The sequence below is a fragment of the Streptomyces sp. NPDC057099 genome, from assembly GCF_042671245.1.
GTDB lineage: Bacteria > Actinomycetota > Actinomycetes > Streptomycetales > Streptomycetaceae > Streptomyces > Streptomyces purpurascens.
The window spans coordinates 91,979-110,944 of record NZ_JBHUTX010000023.1; the positions used below are offsets into that span (position 1 = coordinate 91,979).

At 72.8% G+C, this 18,966-nt stretch carries 11 protein-coding genes; 5 read left to right on the forward strand and 6 right to left on the reverse strand.

Features of this window, described 5'->3' with window-relative positions:
• Positions 1-48: 48 nt before the first annotated feature.
• The 3 genes from trmB to ACFT4A_RS25860 all read right to left on the reverse strand — a co-directional run bounded on the left by trmB (position 49) and on the right by ACFT4A_RS25860 (position 3,721).
• Positions 49-909 (reverse strand): tRNA (guanosine(46)-N7)-methyltransferase TrmB, encoded by an 861-nt coding sequence (gene trmB, locus ACFT4A_RS25850; protein WP_382833981.1) that lies wholly within the window; start codon positions 907-909, stop codon positions 49-51.
• A 110-nt stretch (positions 910-1,019) separates the two neighbouring features.
• Positions 1,020-2,225: an L-2-hydroxyglutarate oxidase gene (lhgO, locus tag ACFT4A_RS25855; RefSeq protein WP_382833984.1), complete on the reverse strand. Its 1,206-nt coding sequence runs from the start codon at positions 2,223-2,225 to the stop codon at positions 1,020-1,022.
• A gap of 71 nt (positions 2,226-2,296) precedes the next feature.
• The gene (locus ACFT4A_RS25860; protein ID WP_215120504.1) at positions 2,297-3,721 is read right to left on the reverse strand and encodes an MFS transporter; all 1,425 of its coding nucleotides are present in this window, start codon (positions 3,719-3,721) and stop codon (positions 2,297-2,299) included.
• A gap of 725 nt (positions 3,722-4,446) precedes the next feature.
• Here ACFT4A_RS25860 and ACFT4A_RS25865 point away from each other — a divergent pair.
• Positions 4,447-6,561: an asparagine synthase-related protein gene (locus tag ACFT4A_RS25865; RefSeq protein WP_382833987.1), complete on the forward strand. Its 2,115-nt coding sequence runs from the start codon at positions 4,447-4,449 to the stop codon at positions 6,559-6,561.
• Between the two features lie 189 nt (positions 6,562-6,750).
• A complete protein-coding gene (locus ACFT4A_RS25870) occupies positions 6,751-9,984 on the forward strand; it encodes a BTAD domain-containing putative transcriptional regulator (protein ID WP_382833990.1) in 3,234 nt (1,077 codons plus the stop codon).
• On the opposite strand, the gene ACFT4A_RS25875 is transcribed toward ACFT4A_RS25870, so the two are convergent.
• Together ACFT4A_RS25875 and ACFT4A_RS25880 are read right to left on the reverse strand one after the other, a co-directional pair.
• Complete coding sequence (locus ACFT4A_RS25875) at positions 9,981-11,948, reverse strand: sigma-70 family RNA polymerase sigma factor (protein ID WP_382833992.1); 1,968 nt, start codon at positions 11,946-11,948, stop codon at positions 9,981-9,983. The genes ACFT4A_RS25870 and ACFT4A_RS25875 overlap by 4 nt on opposite strands.
• 178 nt (positions 11,949-12,126) lie before the next feature.
• Complete coding sequence (locus ACFT4A_RS25880) at positions 12,127-12,897, reverse strand: TetR/AcrR family transcriptional regulator (RefSeq protein WP_382833994.1); 771 nt, start codon at positions 12,895-12,897, stop codon at positions 12,127-12,129.
• Between the two features lie 380 nt (positions 12,898-13,277).
• Between ACFT4A_RS25880 and ACFT4A_RS25885 the strand changes: the two genes are divergently transcribed.
• Both ACFT4A_RS25885 and ACFT4A_RS25890 read left to right on the forward strand, forming a co-directional pair.
• Positions 13,278-14,654, forward strand: a complete 1,377-nt coding sequence (locus tag ACFT4A_RS25885) for an NAD(P)/FAD-dependent oxidoreductase (protein ID WP_382833996.1) — start codon at positions 13,278-13,280, stop codon at positions 14,652-14,654.
• 174 nt (positions 14,655-14,828) lie between these two features.
• Positions 14,829-16,496, forward strand: a complete 1,668-nt coding sequence (locus ACFT4A_RS25890; RefSeq protein ID WP_382833999.1) for a SpoIIE family protein phosphatase — start codon at positions 14,829-14,831, stop codon at positions 16,494-16,496.
• A 10-nt stretch (positions 16,497-16,506) separates the two neighbouring features.
• Here ACFT4A_RS25890 and ACFT4A_RS25895 read toward each other — a convergent pair whose 3' ends face one another.
• Positions 16,507-17,772 (reverse strand): MFS transporter, encoded by a 1,266-nt coding sequence (locus ACFT4A_RS25895; RefSeq protein WP_382834026.1) that lies wholly within the window; start codon positions 17,770-17,772, stop codon positions 16,507-16,509.
• A gap of 122 nt (positions 17,773-17,894) precedes the next feature.
• Here ACFT4A_RS25895 and ACFT4A_RS25900 point away from each other — a divergent pair, with 122 nt between their 5' ends.
• Positions 17,895-18,443 carry a MarR family winged helix-turn-helix transcriptional regulator gene (locus ACFT4A_RS25900; RefSeq protein ID WP_382834001.1) on the forward strand — a complete coding sequence of 183 codons (549 nt, stop codon included), beginning with the start codon at positions 17,895-17,897 and terminating at the stop codon, positions 18,441-18,443.
• The last annotated feature ends 523 nt before the right edge of the window (positions 18,444-18,966 follow it).

Sequence of the window (18,966 nt, forward strand, 5' to 3'; positions counted from 1 at the left end):
CTAACGACGGATGGGCGCTGTCCGCAGGCGGGAGAGATCCGGGGGCGGTCAGGCGCCGGCGGGGGGGTGCTCCACGTGCTGTACGCGACGGAAGAGGAGGTCGTTCACGACATGACCCTTGTCCAGTCCCTGGCCCTCGAAACGGGTCAGGGGACGGAAGTCGGGACGGGGCGCGAAACCGCCGTCCGCCTGCGTGTTCTCGAAGTCGGGGTGCGCGGTGAGGACCTCGAGCATCTGCTCGGCGTACGGTTCCCAGTCGGTGGCGCAGTGCACGGTCCCGCCGGGCTTGATACGGGTCGCGGCGAGGGTCAGGAACTCGGGCTGGATGAGCCTGCGCTTGTGGTGCCGCTTCTTGGGCCAGGGGTCGGGGAAGTAGACGCGGAGGCCGTCAAGGGAGTCCGGGGCGAGCATCTCGCGGAGCAGGATGATCGCGTCGCCGTTGGCCACCCGGATGTTGGACATGCCGTCCTGGTCGGCGAGATTGAGCAGATTGCCCTGGCCGGGGGTGTGGACGTCGACGGCGAGGATGTTGGTGCCGGGGTCGGCGGCGGCCATCCGGGCGGTCGCCTCGCCCATGCCGAAGCCGATCTCCAGGATGACCGGATTGTCGTTGCCGAACAGGTCGGCGAGGTCGAGCCCCTGGTGCCCGTCGATGTCCAGGCCCCACTTGGGCCACAACCGCTGCAGCGCGTCCGCCTGCCCCGCGGTCACCCGGCTCCGCCGCGGCTGAAAACTCCGGATCCGCCGCTCGAAGTGCGACCCGGCGGGATCGGCCTTCGGCCCGTCGGGAAAACGCGGCTCACCCTTGGCCCGCGTGTGCCGGATGGACACACCGGGGGCGTGGTCGGGGTGCTCGCCGTCGGGGGTGGTGGGCGGCTGGATGCTTTCGGGGGTATTCACGTCAGACACAGTGAGGCCGATTTTACGGCCGTCGGGTAAGGGGCTGCGGTGGGGTGAGGCCACGGCGGTCCGCTCCGCCGGGTCGCGGACCCACGCGGCGGACCCGCCCGGACCCGGCGTCACAGCCCGCTCAACGCCCTCCGCGCCACCTCCCGCCCGATCGGCAAGGACGCCGTAGCCGCAGGTGAGGGCGCGTTCAGCACATGCACCGTGCGAGCGCCCTCGCGGATCAGGAAGTCGTCCACCAGCGTGCCGTCCCGCAGCACGGCCTGGGCCCGCACGCCCGCAGCCGTCGGCACCAGGTCCCCTTCGGTCACCCCGGGCAGCAGCCTCCCCACCGCGTCCGTGAACGCCGCCTTGGACAGCGACCGCCGCAGCTCGCCCGCCCCGTACCGCCAGTGCCGGCGCGCGATCCGCCAGGATCCCGGCCAGGCCAGCGTCGACCCCAGCTCGCGCCAGCGGACCGTGCCCCAGCCGTAGCCCTCGCGGGCCAGCGCCGGCACCGCGTTGGGCCCGACATGGACACCGCCGTCGATGCCGCGGGTGAGATGCACCCCGAGGAACGGGAACGCCGGGTCGGGGACGGGGTAGACCAGGCCCCGGACGAGCTCCGGCCGGGCGAGTTCGTAGTACTCGCCCCGGAACGGCACGATCTGGACGTCCGGGTCGTCCCCGGTCAGCCGGGCGATCTCGTCGCTGTACAGGCCCGCGCAGTTCACCAGGACCCGGCCGCGCACCACGTCCCCGGCCGAGGTGAGCGCGGCGACGCCCAGCTCGGGGCGGCGGTCGATGCGCACGACCCGGGTGCCGTAGCGGATCTCCGCGCCCGAGCCGTGGGCCAGCTGGCGGGCGACCGCGACGAAGTCGCAGATGCCGGTCGTGCCGACGTGTATGGCGGCGAGGCCCCGCACCTCCGGCTCGTACTCCATGATCTGGGACGCGCACAGCTCCCGCACCGGGATGCCGTTCTCCCGGCCGCGCTGCACGAGGGCGTGCAGGCGGGGCAGCTCGGAGCGGTCGGTCGCGACGATCAGCTTGCCGGTCACGGAATGCGCGATGCCGTACTCGGCGCAGAACTTGACCATCTCGGCTGCGCCCCGCACCGCGTAGCGCGCCTTGAGCGAGCCGGGGCGGTAATAGATGCCGCTGTGGATGACACCGCTGTTGCGGCCGGTCTGATGCCGGGCCGGGCCCGGTTCCTTCTCCAGCACCGTGACACGTGTGCCCGGTGCGGCGCGTGTGATCGCGTACGCCGTCGACAGACCGACGATCCCGCCGCCGATCACCAGTACGTCACAGTCGTATGCGAGCCGCACGAGCACCACCTCCCACCTCGATAGTGCACTGCGCCACTGACATCGCCTTCAAACGCGCGGGACGGCGGCAGGTCCGGCTCTCACGCGGGAGCCACCAGCAACGGCCGCGCCCGCTCGCGGAGCTCCACCACCCGGGGCTCGTCCCCGTAGGGCTCCAGCCGGTGCAGAAGATCCTTCACGTACTCCGTGGTCCGGGCGGACGAGATACGCCCGGCGACCTCCACGGCCCGCACCCCCTGCTCGCAGGCCGCGTCCAGATTCCCCGACTCCAGTTCGGCCACCGCCGAGACGACGAGGCGCAGACCGTGCGAGCGGACGAACTCCTCCGTCGGCTTGGAGAGCGCCTGCTCGGTGAAGCGGCGGACCTGGCGGGGTGCCTTGAGGTCGCGGTAGCACTCGGCCGCGTCGGCGGCGAAACGGTCGTAGGAGTAGAAGCCGAGCCAGCTCGGGTCGTTGTCGCCGGGGCGGGCGCGCTCCAGCCAGCTCTCGGCCGCCTTCAGGGCGCCGCCGGCCGCCGGGGCGTCACTCGCGCGGGCATGCGCGCGTGCCTCGACGAGACGGAAGAAGCTCATGGTGCGGGCCGTCGCCAGACCGCGGTTGCGTTCCAGGGCGGCCTGGGCGAGGTCCACGCCCTCGTCACCGAAGCCGCGGTAGGTGGCCTGGAGGGACATGGAGGCCAGGACGTAGCCCCCGAGGGGGACGTCCGCCGCCGCCCGGGCCAGGCGCAGGGCCTGGATGTAGTAGCGCTGGGCCGCTTCCTGCTGGCCCGTGTCGAAGGCCATCCAGCCCGCGAGCCGGGTCAGTTCCGCGGAGGCGCCGAAGAGGGCCCGGCCGACCTCGTCGGAGTAGGAGCCGAGCAGGAGAGGGGCCGCCTCCACCCTTAAGCACTCGGGGACCATCGACGAACGCCAGTCGCCGCCGCCGTACTTGGAGTCCCAGCGCCGCGCGTCCTCGGCGGCCTCCCGCAGCTTCTGCACATCGCTGTGGCCGACTTTGAGCGGTGCGCCCGAGCCCTCGCCGGGGCCCACGTCACGCGCGACCGAACTGTCGGCCGGGGTTATCAGCCATCGGGAGGCGGGCGTCGCGTACGCGCTCACCGCGAACGATCCGGCCAGGGACTGCCAGATGCCGCCGGTTCCGGCCCGGCGGCCCGCGAGGTCGAGGCGGTACAGCTCCGTCGCGGAGCGCACCGCCTGGCCGACGTCCCGGGGGAAGGCGAGGCCGACTTCGGGCGCGGGATCCGCGTCCGCCAGGCCGATCTCGTGGAGCGGCACCGGGCGGCCGAGCTTCTGGCCGATGGCGGCGGCGATGAGGTGCGGCGCCGCACCCTGCGGCACCATGCCCTTCGACACCCAGCGCGCCACCGACGTCTTGTCGTAGCGAAGCGTCAGACCGCGCTGGGCGCCGAGGTCGTTGACACGCCGCGCGAGGCCTGCGTTGCTGATTCCCGCGAGGGCGAGAACGGCGCCGAGTTTTTCGTTCGGCCCGCGTTGCTCCCTGGACATGAGCCACCCCTCGACACAGACGGCTGCCGGCACTGGCATAACCACGCGGCATTCGTAAACCCAGCGTAGTTCGCCGCATCCCAAGCGTTAAGGGGCATTGTTCCGGTTGGCGGGATTGTGGTCCGTACTGAAGTGCGGTTCAGATACGGGCTGTTGCGGCGTGCTCCCACTGTGTGGCCGTGCGCCCGCCCGTGCGCTCTTCTCCGGCCATCGCGGGAGCGCTTCCATGGTCATTGCGTGGGTCGGCCCGCTGTACTGGATCCAGTGGGCTGGGGGACACCGCCGCCTACATCCCCGCGGGCGGCGGAACGGTCCGGGAGGCGTGCTCCGTCTCCCGGACTGCGCGATCGGGCGGTGGTACGCCGAGCCTGCACGGAGCGTGTTCGACGCTGTCCGTGGCACGGCGATTTGGCCGAAAATCGACCCCGCCGGTCTTGGGGTATCAGGGCTCCGACCACGGCACTTGAGGGCGCATCAGGCGTAGTCAGGGCGCGTATCGGGGGCGCATTCGCGCCGCAGCCGTGAAGGAGACGTGTCGCTGACGTGCCTTGCGTCCTGACCGTCTTTTCTGCGTCAGGGGCGTTCGGGGCGGTGCGGGCGTCGCCGCCGGGGCGCATTCGACGGAGCGCAAGCGGCGTCGGGACCCTCCGGAGTGCTTCCTTCATGGCAGCATGGTGAACCGGTTCGTACGGTGCACTGGTTGTCCACAGCCTGTGGAGGCGGCGATGCGGTGGTTGGTGGGATGGAGCAGCACCGCCGCGGGAGCACTCGCTGCCGGTTCGGCGGGCGCCACGGGGCAGGACGGCGAGACCGTGCACCCGGTGGGTTCCCAACTCCTGTGGGGCGACCCCGATCCGCTCTGGGCGGTCGGCGACTGGCGCCCCGACGAGGTGCGGGTGGTGAAGGCCGACGACCGGACCCGCATCGCCGTCCTCGGTATCTGCGGTGCCACCGACGAACAGCTGCGCGTCGCGCTGTTCGCCGCGCGCGGCGGGGCACTTCGGCATCTGACCGCCTGGCCCGGGAGCTACACCGCGATCGTGCAGGTCGGCAGGAGACTCACCGTCTGCGGCGATCTCGCGGGCGCTCGGCCGGTGTTCCACACGCCCTGGGCCGGCGGTACGGCGTACGCGACGGCCGCGCTGCCGCTGGCCGACCTCATCGAGGCCAACCTCGACTTCGGGCACCTCGCCGCGCTGCTGGCCGCCCCCGATGTGCCCGCCGCGCTGCACGACTCCACACCGTACGACGGCGTGAAGCGCATTCCGCCGGGGCATGCGCTGATCCTGCGCGCCGGTGCGCGGGAGATCGCCGGGTACGAGCCCGTCGCCTCGCTGGCGGTCGCGGCACCTCCGGCCGACCCCGACAGCGCGGTCGACGCCGTGCGCGACGCGCTCGTGGAGGCCGTACGGACCCGGCTGTCCGCGCCGCGGCACGTCCCAGGGGCGGACATAGACCCCGGCCCCGTGCCCGGTATGGGACCCGCCGAGCGGCGTGCCGCGCGCGGAATGCCCGTTCCGGGGATCGGGGCGGACCTGTCCGGCGGACCGGCCTCGGGGACGCTGGCGCTGCTCGCCTCGGGCCTGCCCGGGATGCCGGGCACGGTGCTGGGACACGGCACGGGCGCGGGGGAGCGGCTGCTGGCGGTCACGTTCAACGACCTGGCCGTCGCGGGGCAGGAGGCCGAGCTGGAGCGGGCGGGCGCACTGGCGGCGAACCCGCGGCTGCACCACGTGGTCGTGGCGGGCGGCGAGGAGACCCTTCCCTACGCCGACCTGGACGGCCCGCTGACCGACGAACCCGGGCCGTGCCTGGTGTCGGCGGCCCGGCACCGGGCACGGCTGGCGTCCGGCAGCGCGGACCACTTCACGGGCTACGGGGCCCGTCAGGTCCTGGACGCCCATCCGGCCCGGCTGGCCGACCTGCTGATGGAACGCCGGCGACGTCATCTCGTGCGGCCGGTCGCCGCGCTGGCCAAGGCGGACGGGTCGGTGCTGGTCCCCGCGCGCGTGTACGCGGCGGCCCGACGGCTGTCCCGCATGCCGTACCGGTCGGGCATAGAGTCCCTGGCCGAGCGCCTGCTCGACCACCGGTCGGACGACGGCCTCGACGCGCCCGGCGGCGCGGTGGAGGCCTCGCTCGCCGCGCTGACCTGGGGCAGACCCGGGCCGGCCGCGCGCTGGCTGACCGGTGAGGCACTCGCTGAAGTATCGGTTCGCCTTCAGGCGTCCACCCACCGATCGGAGCTGGTGGGACCGGGACAGCGGCCGGGCGACTTCCGCGCGCGTGCGGCGCTGGCACGGCACGCGGCGGACCTGCGGGTACTGGAACAGGCCGCGGAGATCCGCTTCCAGCGCCTGCACGCGCCCTTCCTCGACAACCAGGTCGTACGCGCGGCCCGGGCCCTGCCCGAGGCACTGCGGGTACGCCCCGGGGCACGGGCGGCGATCCTGCGTACGGTGCTGGAGGGGGCCGGAGTACGAGAACTGCCGCCCGGGTGGGGCGTCCCGACCCAGGCGACCGAGGCGGCCGCGGCCCGAACGGGCCTGAGAGTGGCCGCGGACACCCTGGTCACGCTGTTCGACACACCCCTCCTGGCGGAAGCGGGCCTGGTCGAGGCCCGCGTCGTCCGCAAGGCCCTCCGCTCCGCGGCAGCCGGCGACCCCCTCCCCCTGGACGGCCTCGCCGACCTGGTCTCCCTCGAACTCTGGCTCCGCCGCCTCCTGGCCCGCCGAGGCACCTGCTGGACGGGCACGCCTGCGCGCCAGCGAGCAGTACCGGCGGGGATCGCACCGCAGCGGGGGGCGTTGGGGGCGGGGGCAGGGGGCCGCCGGGGCTAGCGCCCCCCACTGGGGGCATGCGTGCCGCTGGGGCGGCACGGGCGGGCGCAGCGGCACCTCGTCGCGCCGAGCTGCGCAACGCCCCGGCCTCACCGGCAACGCCGGGCACCTCAAGACGCACGGCAGTACCAACACTCCGCGTTCGAAAACCCCGCAGCCCTCACCCCCACCCCAGCGACAATGACCCCCGTGCGGTACAGAATCCTGGGCACCACCACGGCAGAGGACACCCACGGCACAGCCGTCCCCCTCGGCGGCCCCCGCCTCCGCGCCCTGCTCACCGCCCTCGCTCTACGCCCCTCCCACACCACCCCACTCCAGACCCTGATCGACGAGGTCTGGGCGGACGACCCGCCCCAGGACGCCCCCGCCGCCCTCCAGGCCCTCATCGGCCGCCTCCGCCGCACCCTCGGCAAGGACGCCGTGACGACTTCAGAGTCCGGCGGCTACCGGCTCACGGCCACGCGGGACGACATCGACCTGTTCGTCTTCGAACGGCTCGTCCGGCAGGGCACCGACGCCCTCGCCGCCGACGCCCCCGCCCTCGCGGAACGGCACCTCGACGACGCCCTCGCCCTCTGGCGCGGCCCCGCCCTCGCCGACCTGACCGACCGCTCCGCGGCCACCCGCCCGGAGGCCACGCACCTGGAGGCGGCCCGGGCCCGGGCGGAGGCCCGCCTACGGCTCGGCCGCGCGCCGGACGTCGTACCGGAACTGCGGGAACTGACCGCCGTACACCCGTACGACGAGCCCCTGCACGCGCTCCTCATCCGCGCCCTGCGCGACAGCGGCCGGCAAGCCGACGCCCTCGCCGCGTACGAGTCGGCCCGCCGCGCCCTCGCCGAAGGCCTCGGCGCCGACCCGGGCCCGCGGTTGCGCGCCCTGCACGCCGAACTGCTCGGCGTGCAGGCCGCGCAGGACCGTAGGCCCTCGTCGACGCCTCCCGTACGCCCCGAGCGCACCGGCAACATCCGTCCCCGTCTGACCTCTTTCGTGGGCCGGGAACCCGAGATCAGCGCCATCCGTTCGGAAGTGCACAGGGCCCGGCTCGTCACCCTCACCGGACCGGGCGGCTCCGGCAAGACCCGTCTCGCAGAGGAGGCCGCCGCCGGGCTTCCGCAGGCATGGCTGGCCGAGCTCGCCCCGCTCGACCGGCCGGAGGCGGTGCCCGGAGCGGTGGTCAGTGCGCTCGGTCTGCGCGAGACCGTGCTGCTGACCAGCGAGCTGACGGCGGTGCAGGACGACCCGGTCGCCCTGCTCGTGGAGTACTGCGCCCCGCGCAGCCACGTCCTGATCCTTGACAACTGCGAGCATGTCATCGACGCCGCCGCCCAGCTCGCCGAAACCCTGCTGACCCGCTGCCCCGGCCTCACGATCCTCGCCACCAGCCGCGAACCCCTGGGCGTGCCGGGCGAGGTGGTCCGTCCGGTCGAGCCCCTGCGCCCGGACCAGGCCCGCCGGCTGTTCGCGGAGCGCGCCGCCGCCGTCCGTCCCGACACGGACGCCGCGCTGTGTGACGAGCGGGCGGTGGCGGAGATCTGCCGGCGGCTGGACGGTCTGCCACTCGCCATCGAGCTGGCGGCGGCCCGGCTCCGGCTGCTCACCCCAAGGCAGATCGCCGACCGGCTCGACGACCGCTTCCGCCTCCTCACCTCCGGCAGCCGTACGGTCCTGCCCCGCCAGCAGACCCTGCGTGCCGTCGTCGACTGGTCGTGGGACCTGCTCGACGACGCCGAGCGGACGACGCTGCGCGAGGTGTCCGTGTTCGCGGGCGGCTGGGACCTCGCGGCGGCCGAGGCGGTGTGCACCGGCCCGGCCGCCGAACTGATCGGGGCGCTCGTCGACAAGTCCCTCGTCGTGGCCGCACCCGGCGAGGGCGAGGGCTCGGCGGGCATGCGGTACCGCATGCTGGAGACCATCCACGAGTACGCGGTCGAGCGTGCCGCCGAGGTGCCGCGGCTGCGGGCAGCGGCCGAGCGCAGACACCTCGCGTGGGTGCGCGCGCTCGTCGAGCGGGCCGACCCGCTGCTGCGCTCCGCCGGGCAACTGCCGTGGATCTCCCGCCTGGAGACCGAGCTGGACAACATCCGCGCCGCCCTCGACCGGACCCTCACCGCCGGGGAGGAGGCGGAGGCCGGTGCCCTCGGCCTGGCCATGGGCTGGTTCTGGTGGCTGCGCACCTACCGGCACGAAGGCATGGAGTGGCTCGACCGGACCCTGCGCCTGTCCGCCGACGACTTCGTCACCACACCGGACGGGGAAGCGGAACATCCGCTGCACGCCCTGCGGATGCAACTGCGCATGCTGCATCTGTTCTTCATGGCCGAGGACACCCCCATCGACGCGTTCGCGGGTGAGCGACGGCGGTACGTGACCCAGGTGTGGGCGTACTTCGAGGCCGGCGGACCGCAGGCGGCCCGGGTCCCGGGGCTCGTCTGGCCGATGATCGCCTCCTTCGTCGGCGAGCTGGACGACGTCCGGGCCGCCATGGACTCCGCCGTCGCCAACTGCCGTGCCCACGGCGGCGACTGGGAGACCGCCGTCGCCCTGATGTTCCGTACGCACATGGTGGTCGACGCCCCCGGCGACCTGGAAGGCGTCGACGACGACCTCGCCGAACTGCGCACCCTCAGCCGCCGCGCCGGAGACCGCTGGCTGCGGGCCCAGGTGTGCAGCGCGGTCGGCGAGGCCGCCATGGCGCGCGGCCGCTTCGAGGAGGCCAAGGGGGAGTACGAGGAGGCTCTGCGGCTCGCCTACGAGGTGGGCGCGTACGCCGAGTCACCGTTCCTCATCGCCCGGCTCGCCGAGATCGCCTACCGCGCGGGAGACCGCCCGGCCGCGCTGGCGGCGCTGGACGAGGCGAGCGCCGCCGCCGACCGGTACGCCGTGGCGGACTCCAAGGCGTTCGTCCTGCTGCTGCGCGCCCAGATGGCGCTCGAGGAGGGACACATCGCGCGGGCGCGGGAGCTGTGCGGTGCGGCGCACGTGGAGGCCGCGCGTGGCACCCCGCCGCCCCAGTTCATAGTGATGCTGGACCTGATCGACGCCCTGATCACGGCGGGCGAGACCGCTCCGGAGCCCGCCCTGGCCAAACTGGCCGCGGCCCTGCGCGACGCCGTGGACCGGCGCTGCTCCGACATGATCCGGGCGGCGGTCGTGGACAGCGCGGCAGGAGTGCTGGCCGACCTCGGCGACTACCCGCGTGCGGCACGGCTGCTCGGCGCCGGCGACCACTGGCGGGCCGGCCGCCCCCGCCCCATGCCGGAACACGCCCACGCGGAACGGACCGCGGCCACCGCGCGCGCCGCCCTGGGCAGCGTCCGGTGCGCGTCCGAGCGCGCCCTGGGCGCGGGGCTCACCGCCGACGACGTCCTGCGCGAGCTGGAGGAGGCACGGAGTACGTACGCCGCCGGACCACGCTAGGCGCAGGTGAACTTCGACTCCGCCCAGTCCGCGAGAGCCACGTTGTCGAGGGCGCCGCGCGGCTCCACCACCAGCCGTACGGTGCTGCGCCCGGCGAGATCCACATGGACGGGGACGGCCGGGTCCCCGCCCTCGACCAGCCCGGACCGCCACAGCCGGACCCCGTCGGCGTAGACGGAGAAGCGCACCTTGCCGAGCCTCAGCGTCAGGTCGTCCACCCCGACGAGCGCGTCGTACGAGGAGCAGGACCGGTTGAGGTCGATGGTGACGGAGGAGCGGCCGTGCACGGTGACGCCCTGCGCGAACCGCTGGTCGCCGACCGACATGCCGTACCGCTTCCAGACCCAGCTGCTCGCCCCGATCCGCATCTCGGGCTCGGTGCCGTCGCCGCTGATGTCGTACGACAGTTCGCTCCACTGGTAGACGGTCGGAGCGGGCGGCGCCTCGGTCGGGGGCGGTGTGGGCGTGGACGCCGGGGGCGGGGTCGGCCGCGGGGACGCGGGCGGCGAGGTGGGCTGCGGTGCCGGTGTCGCCGCCGAGGACCGTGTGGGACGCGGGCCGGTCCCCGGCGTGGTCGGCGTCTCGGCGTGCGCGGGCACGATGCCCGGGGGCCGCGGCCCCGGCTCCCGCTTGGACGGGTTCGAGGGGTTCGATGGGCTCGATGGGTTCGAGGCGGAGGACGAGGGTGCGGGCGTGGGCTCGCCGGGCCGCACCACCGGCGACGTCGGGGAAGCCGGGGAAGGGGGAGCCGTCCTCGCTTCCTCCTTCGGCTTCTCGTTGCCGGCCAGGGCCATCACCACCGCGGCCACCACACCCACGGCGACCACACCGGCCGCGATCCCGGCCTTCACCGGCCCGCCGACCGCCTCGGAAGCCGCCGCACCGCCACCGCTTCCGGCCCCACCGGACGAACCGGCACCCGCGCCCGCCGCCGCACCGGACGAGCCTCCGCCCGCCGTCGCGGCCGCACCCGCGGCACCGGCCGCTCCCGCTCCTCCGGCGATGAGCCCGGCCACCTTGGCGTACCCGGCGGCACCGAACCAGCCGAGGACGGCGACCGGTACGGCGGCGGGGATGCCACCGGCCACTTCCGCGATCTGGCTCGCGGCCAGCCGGCACTTCGCGCACTCGTCCAGGTGCTTGCGCAGCCCTCGCTCGGCACGGGTGCGCAGCCGGCCGCGGGCGTAGGTGCCGAGCTGGTCGGCGTAGCGGGCGCACTCCTCGTCGCCGCTGAGCGTGGCGCTGACGTGGGCCTGGAGGTAGGCCTGCTTGAGGCCCTCACGGGCCCGGCTGGCGAGCACCCGGGTGCCGTTGGCGTCCAGGCCGAAGAGCGTGGCGACCTCGCTGGGCGACTCGTCCTCGACCTCGGTGTGCCACAGCACGGCCTGCCACCGCTCGGGCAGCGACCGGAACGCCTGCATGGCCATGGACCGCTCGGCCTGGTGCATCGCCCGCACGTCCGCGCCCAGTTCGAGCGTGTCGCCGTCGGACCCGTCGGGTCCGCGCGCGGACTGGGCGGCGAAGACCGCGAAGTCGTCGACGAGCTGCTCCCGCCGCGCCGACCTCGTCCAGGAGGCGGCGACGCGCCGTACGGAGGTGAGCAGGTACGCGCGGACGGCGTGCTGGGGGCCGGAGCCGCCGCGCACCGCCTGGAGCATGCGGGCGAAGACCTCGGCGGTCAGGTCGTCCGCGGTGTACGCGTCATGGCAGCAGGTCCGGGCGTACCGGCGCACGGCCTGCGCATGGCGCCGGTACAGCTCCTCGTACGCCGTGTCGTCGCCCGAGCGCATCCGGTCGATGAGCTCGGTGTCGGCCGGCGGAAGATCGCGGGGTGGCGGCAGGACGCTGTCCTCGTGCCGGTCGCGCTGTGCCGGGACCGAGCCGTCGGCGGGGTGCCCGCCCGGCGGGACGCTGGCGCGCCCGCCCTGGCTCGGCACTTGTTCGTCCCGCCCGTCAACGTTCATCGCGGAAAGCCCCCGCCAGCCGCCCAACCCGTCCAGACCACCGGGTCAGAGTGCCACAGGGGCTCTTCGTCGGGACCCCGGAGTTCGGACGATCACTCATCCGTGGGGATTCACCGCACGCCAGTACTAGTCATCACCCTTTCGGGGAAGACTCCCCTTTTACTCCGGGTCCCTCCGCTCACGGCCGCGAGCGCAGTCCCTCCAGCAGGATGTCCAGCAGCCGGGCCGAAGCGGCCGCCTGCTGCGCCGCGTCCGGCAGTGAGGGCGCGGCCGTCGCGATCACCAGCAGTACATCCGACACCGACACGTCCGGCCGCAGCTCACCCGCAGCGCGCGCCCGCTCCACGAGCTGACCCACGACCTCGAGCAGGGCCGACGCCCCGGCGTCGTCCTCCGCGGCGACCACCGGTACCGCGGCGACCGCCACCGGCTCCTCCGGAACCAGCCGCAGCTCCGTCGTGCCCGGCTGCGTCCGCTGCTGCGGCACCCGCGCCTGACCGGCACGGTCCTCCTCGACCGAGACCCGCAGCACCTGCGGCGGCAGCAGCCGCCCGGCGCCGGAGGCCACCGATGTGCGCAGGAAGCGCGACAGAGCCGACCACGGCTCGTCCTCCTGCCCGAGCGCCGCACGCGCCTGGTCGGTCAGCCGGGAGGTCTCCTCCTCGGCTATCCGCCGCACCAGGACGTCCTTGCTCGGGAACCGCCGGTACACCGTGCCCACACCGACCCGCGCGCGCCGCGCCACGTCCTCCATCGGCGCGCCGTACCCCAGCTCGCCGAAGACCTCACGCGCCGCACGCAGCACGTGCTCCAGATTGCGCTGTGCGTCCACGCGCAGCGGTGTCGTGCGCGGGCCGTCCCCGCGTCCGCCGCCCACCGCCGCGCTCAATGTCGCGCCACCCGCCGTCAGAGCGGATGCGGACGACCAATGAGAATCCTGAACATGCATACGTATTCCCCCGGTAATGACGTCTCCCCCCGGAGACACTCCCCGCCATTCGATGCCGGGGCGGAGGGAACAGGCCCGGGTCCGCGGGCCCGCCCGTCGCGGACCCGGTGAGCGCATCCCCCTACACCCCGTCGACACACGAACATAGTTGAGAGGGAGTCAATTCAGAAGGGGCACGTTCCGCACGGAGCGCCCACCGATCGGAGTACGGGCCGCATACGTCCTGAATGTGCCCCTGCGCGCCCCCTGCGCCACCCCACCTGACCTGCGCTTATTCATCACAGCTCGATAATCCGGCCAACTCCGTGCGCTCTCTCGCTCCGGTCACACAATTGGTCGAGGCTGTGGACAAACGCAAGCGACGGGTGCGTCATGGGAGGGTGAAGGAACGTGCGCGCATTCTCGTTGTCGGTGGTGGCTACGTCGGGATGTACACGGCCCTGCGCCTCCAGCGCAGACTGAAACGGGAACTGGACCGGGGCGAGGCCGAGATCACGGTCGTCACCCCCGACCCGTACATGACATACCAGCCGTTCCTCCCCGAGGCCGCAGCCGGCGCCATCTCCCCGCGGCACGTCGTCGTACCGCTGCGCCGCGTCCTCGACCGGTGCCACGTCGTCATCGGCGAGGCGACCGCCGTCGACCACGCGCGACGCACCGCCACCATCAGCACCCTCGCCACCGCGGAGGAGGGCACGGGCGGCGAGCGGCTGACCTACGACCAACTCGTCCTCGCCCCCGGCTCCGTCTCGCGCACCCTGCCGGTCCCCGGCCTCGCCGACCACGGCATCGGCTTCAAGACCGTCGAGGAGGCCATCGGCCTGCGCAACCACGTCATCGAACAGATGGACATCGCCTCCTCCACCCGCGACCCCGCCATCCGCGACGCGGCCCTCACCTTCGTCTTCGTCGGCGGCGGCTTCGCCGGTGTGGAGGCACTCGGCGAACTGGAGGACATGGCCCGCTACGCCGCGCGCTACTACCACAACATCCGCCCCGAGGACATGAAGTGGATCCTCGTCGAGGCCTCGGACCGCATCCTGCCCGAGGTCGGCGAGGAGATGGGCCGCTACACCGTCACCGAACTGCGCCGCCGCAACATCGACGTACGCCTGCGGACCCGCCTGGACTCCTGCGCGGACCGGGTGGCGGCCCTCAGCGACGGCGCCCGCTTCCCCACCCGCACGGTCGTCTGGACGGCCGGCGTGAAACCCCACCCGGTCCTCGCCGCCACCGACCTGCCCCGCAACGACCGCGGACGGCTCACCTGCACCCCGGAGCTGACGATCGAGGGCACCACGCACGCGTGGGCGGCGGGAGACGCCGCGGCCGTCCCCGACGTCACCGCGGAGAAACCGGGCGGCGAGTGCGCCCCCAACGCCCAGCACGCCGTCCGCCAGGCCCGGGTCCTCGGCGACAACATCGTGCACGCCCTGCGCGGCGAACCCCTCACCACCTACACCCACAAGTACGTCGGCTCGGTCGCCTCCCTGGGCCTGCACAAGGGCGTCGCCCACGTCTACGGACGCAAGCTCAAGGGCTACCCCGCCTGGTTCATGCACCGCGCCTACCACCTCAGCCGCGTCCCCACCTTCAACCGCAAGGCACGCGTGCTGGCCGAGTGGATGCTGTCCGGCTTGTTCAAACGGGAGATCGTCTCGCTGGGTTCACTCGAACACCCCCGGGCGGAGTTCGAACTCGCGGCCGGTGGAAAGCCTTCTCAAGACCCCCCGCACAACCCGAAGGGGTCGTCCTGACCGGACCCAGGAACTCCACCGGCCGGCCCGGCGTCTGACGGATGCCGGTCCGGTCCGCACACTGCCAGACTGGTCCACCACCGCGGGCGTGCCACCGCTCGCCCCGGTGCGGGCCCCCCGGGGCCCCGGCCGGTTCCGGTGCCGGCCGCCGACGACTACACGAGGCAAGGATTCGTGAACTTCACGCGCTGGAGCGCCCGGCTCCCCGGAACGCAGCGCCGCGCCGCAGCGCGGACCGAGCAGACGGCCTCCCCGGACCGGCGGGGGGACGGCTCCGTACCCGCCGCCCGCGCCGAACAGCTGACCGACGAGCCACCGTCCGTACCCGCCGTCGACGAGTTGCGGGTGCGCGAGGTCCTCGACCGCGTCCCCTCCCTCGTCGCCCTGGTCCACGGCCCCGACCACCGCATCGCCTACGTCAACGACGCCTATACGACCGCCTTCGGCGCACGTCCCCTGGGCGAACGCGCCCGCGAGGTCCTCCCGGAGCTGGACACGCTCGGCCTGTTCCCCCTCCTGGACCAGGTCCAGCGCAGCGGCAAGCCCCGCACGGTGAAGTCCCGCAAGGCCCCCGACGGCCGCTCCTACACCTTCACCTGCACCCCGGTCGCCCAGGGCGACGGCGAGGGCGGCAGCGAAGGCCGCGGTGTCCTGGTCTTCGCCACCGACGTCACCGACCACGCCGAAGCCGCCGAACGCCTGCGCGCCAGCGAACGCCGCCAGCGCGAAACAGCCGTGACCCTGCAGAGATCCCTGCTCCCCCAGGAACTCGAAGAACCCGACGACCTGCGCATCGCCGCCACCTACCACCCCGGCGGCACGGAGGCCGCGGTCGGCGGCGACTGGTACGACGTGATCACCCTGGGCGGCGGCCGCACGGCCCTGGTCATCGGCGACGTCATGGGCCGCGGCGTCCGGGCGGCCGCGGTGATGGGCCAGCTCCGCACGGCGGTCCGCGCCTACGCCCGCCTCGACCTGCCCCCGCACGAGGTCCTGCAGCTCCTCGACGGCCTGGCGGCGGAGATCGACGCCAACCAGATCGCCACCTGCGCGTACGCGGTCCACGACCCGAACGAGGGCAAGCTGGTCTACGCCTCGGCCGGCCACCTCCCCATCCTGGTCCGCGACGAGACCGGCACGGTCCTGCGCGCCGAGGAACCCACCGGCCCCCCGCTCGGCACCGGCGGCTGGATGCACTCCTCCGGCTCGATCCCCCTCAGCCCCGGCTCCACGGCCGTCCTCTACACGGACGGCCTGGTGGAGCGCCGGGACGCCGACCTGGACGAGGGCATCGCCGCCCTGGAACGCGCCTTGGCCGGCGCCACCGGCACACCCCAGGTCGTCTGCGACCGCCTGGTCCGCTCCGCCGGCGTCACACCCGACCACGACGACGACGTCGCCGTCCTGGTCCTCCAGCACCCCGCCCGCACCGGCGCGGAGGGCGAGCTCTTCCGCAACGCCGCCCTGGAACTCCTCGGCGGCGTGGAAGCGGCCCCCCGCGCGCGTGCCTTCGCCTCCGGCGTCCTGACCAGCTGGCGCTTCCCCGCCGACCTGCACGACCTGGGCGTCCTGGCCACCAGCGAACTCGTCGCCAACTCCCTCCAGCACGGCACCCCGCCGATGCGCCTGCGCCTGCGCCGCACCGACCGCCGCCTGATCATCGAGGTCACCGACGGCGACGACCACCTCCCCCGGCGCCGCCGCGCGGAACCCGGCGACGAGTCGGGCCGAGGCATCGCCATCGTCGCCACGATCGCCTCGAACTGGGGTTGCAGACGCACCCCGGGCGGCGGCAAGGCGGTCTGGTGCGAATTCGCCCTGCCGCGCACCGGGCCGTCGTAGCCGGGCGGGATCAGACGTCCGCGGAAACGGGCGCCCCACCCCGCGCCACGACCCTGCTCTTCGCGAGCCACGGCTGATCCTGCGCCTCGGTCAGCTGCCTCCCCAACCGCACGGCGAGCACGGTGATCCCGAGGGAGAACACCAGGAACGCCACGATGTACGGCGCGTGCAGCGAGGCCCCCAGCGGCCCGCCCACCGCCGGTCCGACGGCCAGCGCGAGCTGCTTGACCAGGGCGAACGCCGAGTTGTACTGCCCGGCCATCCCCTCCGGCGCGAGATCCGCGACCAGCGGGGCCACGGTCGGCGACAGCATCGCCTCGCCCAGCCCGAACAACGCGTACGTCGAGACGAACGCGGCCGTCGCCATCTCCTGGCTCCCGTGCCCGAGCCCCGCGTACCCCGCGACGGCCCACGCCACGGCCCAGATCAGCCCCACGGCCGCGATCACCCGCGACCGCCGACGCCGCTCCACGAACCGCAGCACCGCGAACTGCGCGATGACGATCACCAGCGTGTTGGCCGCCAGCGCGGTCCCCAGCGCCGACGTCGATATCCCGGCGGCCTCGACCCCGTACGCGCTCAGCCCCGACTCGAACTGGCCGTAGCAGGCGAAGAACAACACGAAGCCCAGCACACACAGCTGCACCATGGCCCGATTGCCCAGCAGCTGCTTCCAGCTGCCCCGCCCCGATGCCACGGGCGCGTCCTCGATCTTCGGAGCGTGCGGCGTCCGCACGGTCGCCATCACCACGACCAGCAGCAGGAACATCGCCGCCTCGATCGCGAAGAGAAGGGTGAAGGAGGCGGCACTGGTCGTGTCGACCAGATGACCACCGATGAGGCCGCCGACACCGAGCCCGAGGTTCTGCAGGAAGAACTGCATGGCGAACGCCCGCGACCGCGTCTCCGCCGACGAGCAGTCCACGATCATCGTGGCCAGCGCCGGCTGCATCACGGCCTGCCCCGCTCCCAGCAGGGCAGCCGACACCAGCACGGCCGCCGCACTGCTCGCGACCCCCAGACTCAGGGCCCCTATGGCGGCGGTGATCAGGGCGGCGAGCAGCACCGGCAGCGGGCCACGCCGGACGATGGCCCGCCCGGCGAACGGCAGCACGACCAGCGCGGCCACAGCGAAGACGGCGAGCACGAGCCCCGCCGTCATGGCTCCGAGACCTCGCACCTGCGCCACATAGACGTACAGGTACGGGACCGTGAAGCCGAGCCCGAACGCGCTGAGTGCGTTACCCACGTGAATCCGGCGCATCGCTGCGCCCATCGCCCTGGTCACGTTCACCTCTTCCACAAGTTAGGAGTGAAGACTTCGAAACTAAAGTTCGAAGCTAAAGAGTACATACCCAAGAACTTCAATGCAAAGAACGTCCGTGCCATACTGCCGCCATGGGCGACACCCCCGGCCCCAGCGAGCCGACCCTCGAAGAACAGATCGCCGCGTACCAGCGCGAGTTCCAGGACCTCGACCCCCAGGTGGAGCAGATCGTCTCGGCCCTCTCCCGCCTCAACCGCCGCATGAACGTCGCCTACGGCCGTCAGACCTCGGCCCTCGGCATCAGCAACGCGGAGTGGGAGGTCCTCAAGGCCCTCGTCCTCTCCGGCGCTCCCTACCGTCTGGGCCCCAGCGACCTCGCCAAGCGCCTCGGCCTCACCCCGGCCGCCATGACCCACCGCATCGACCGCATGGTCGGCGAAGGGCTGGTTACCCGGGAGCGAGACGAGAGCAACCGGGTACGAGTCATCGTGGAGCTGACATCCGAGGGGCGTGAGAAGTGGCTGGAGGCAATGCGCCTGGCGACGGTCTTCGAGGAGGACCTGCTCCAGGACCTGTCCCCCGTGGAGCGCAACGCGCTCGGCGGCGTCCTCACCCGCCTGTTGCGCAGAGTGGAAGACGCCCAGCCGGACGCCGGCGGCCGCCTCTCGGACCTGGACTGACGACCCGACAAAAGATCTTGACAAGGGCCGCTTGACACCCCTCTGCCTGATCCGTAAAGTTCTTCGGGTTGCCGCGGAGCCGTAACGGTTCTGCGGCGGCACTTTCGCCGCTCAAGCGGCACCCAACCACTAGCAAGATCGCTCCCAGCGGAGTTGTTTTCGGTGTGCCCGAATTCAATTCGAATTGGGACTCGACGGCCTGATCGACTCGACATCGGCTCGATTTGGGAAACGGCGAGAGACCGCGCTAAGGTTGGACACGTCGGAACGGCCCAACAGCCGCAAAGACAACCCCCTCTGACTGGGAGTCAGGCCCGAAAGGATCTGATAGAGTCGGAACCGCCGGAAAGGGAAACGCGGAAGCGAGAACCTGGAAAGCACCGAGGAAATCGGATCGGAAAGATCTGATAGAGTCGGAAACGCAAGACCGAAGGGAAGCGCCCGGAGGAAAGCCCGAGAGGGTGAGTACAAAGGAAGCGACCGTTCCTTGAGAACTCAACAGCGTGCCAAAAGTCAACGCCAG

What these genes read in the sequence shown, in the direction of transcription:
- ACFT4A_RS25875 (WP_382833992.1), bottom strand. Translation starts at nt 11,948, where the DNA reads ATGAACGTTGACGGGCGGGACGAACAAGTGCCGAGCCAGGGCGGGCGC.
- ACFT4A_RS25880 (WP_382833994.1), bottom strand. Translation starts at nt 12,897, where the DNA reads ATGCATGTTCAGGATTCTCATTGGTCGTCCGCATCCGCTCTGACGGCG.
- ACFT4A_RS25865 (WP_382833987.1), top strand. Translation starts at nt 4,447, where the DNA reads ATGCGGTGGTTGGTGGGATGGAGCAGCACCGCCGCGGGAGCACTCGCT.
- ACFT4A_RS25900 (WP_382834001.1), top strand. Translation starts at nt 17,895, where the DNA reads ATGGGCGACACCCCCGGCCCCAGCGAGCCGACCCTCGAAGAACAGATC.
- ACFT4A_RS25860 (WP_215120504.1), bottom strand. Translation starts at nt 3,721, where the DNA reads ATGTCCAGGGAGCAACGCGGGCCGAACGAAAAACTCGGCGCCGTTCTC.
- ACFT4A_RS25895 (WP_382834026.1), bottom strand. Translation starts at nt 17,772, where the DNA reads ATGGGCGCAGCGATGCGCCGGATTCACGTGGGTAACGCACTCAGCGCG.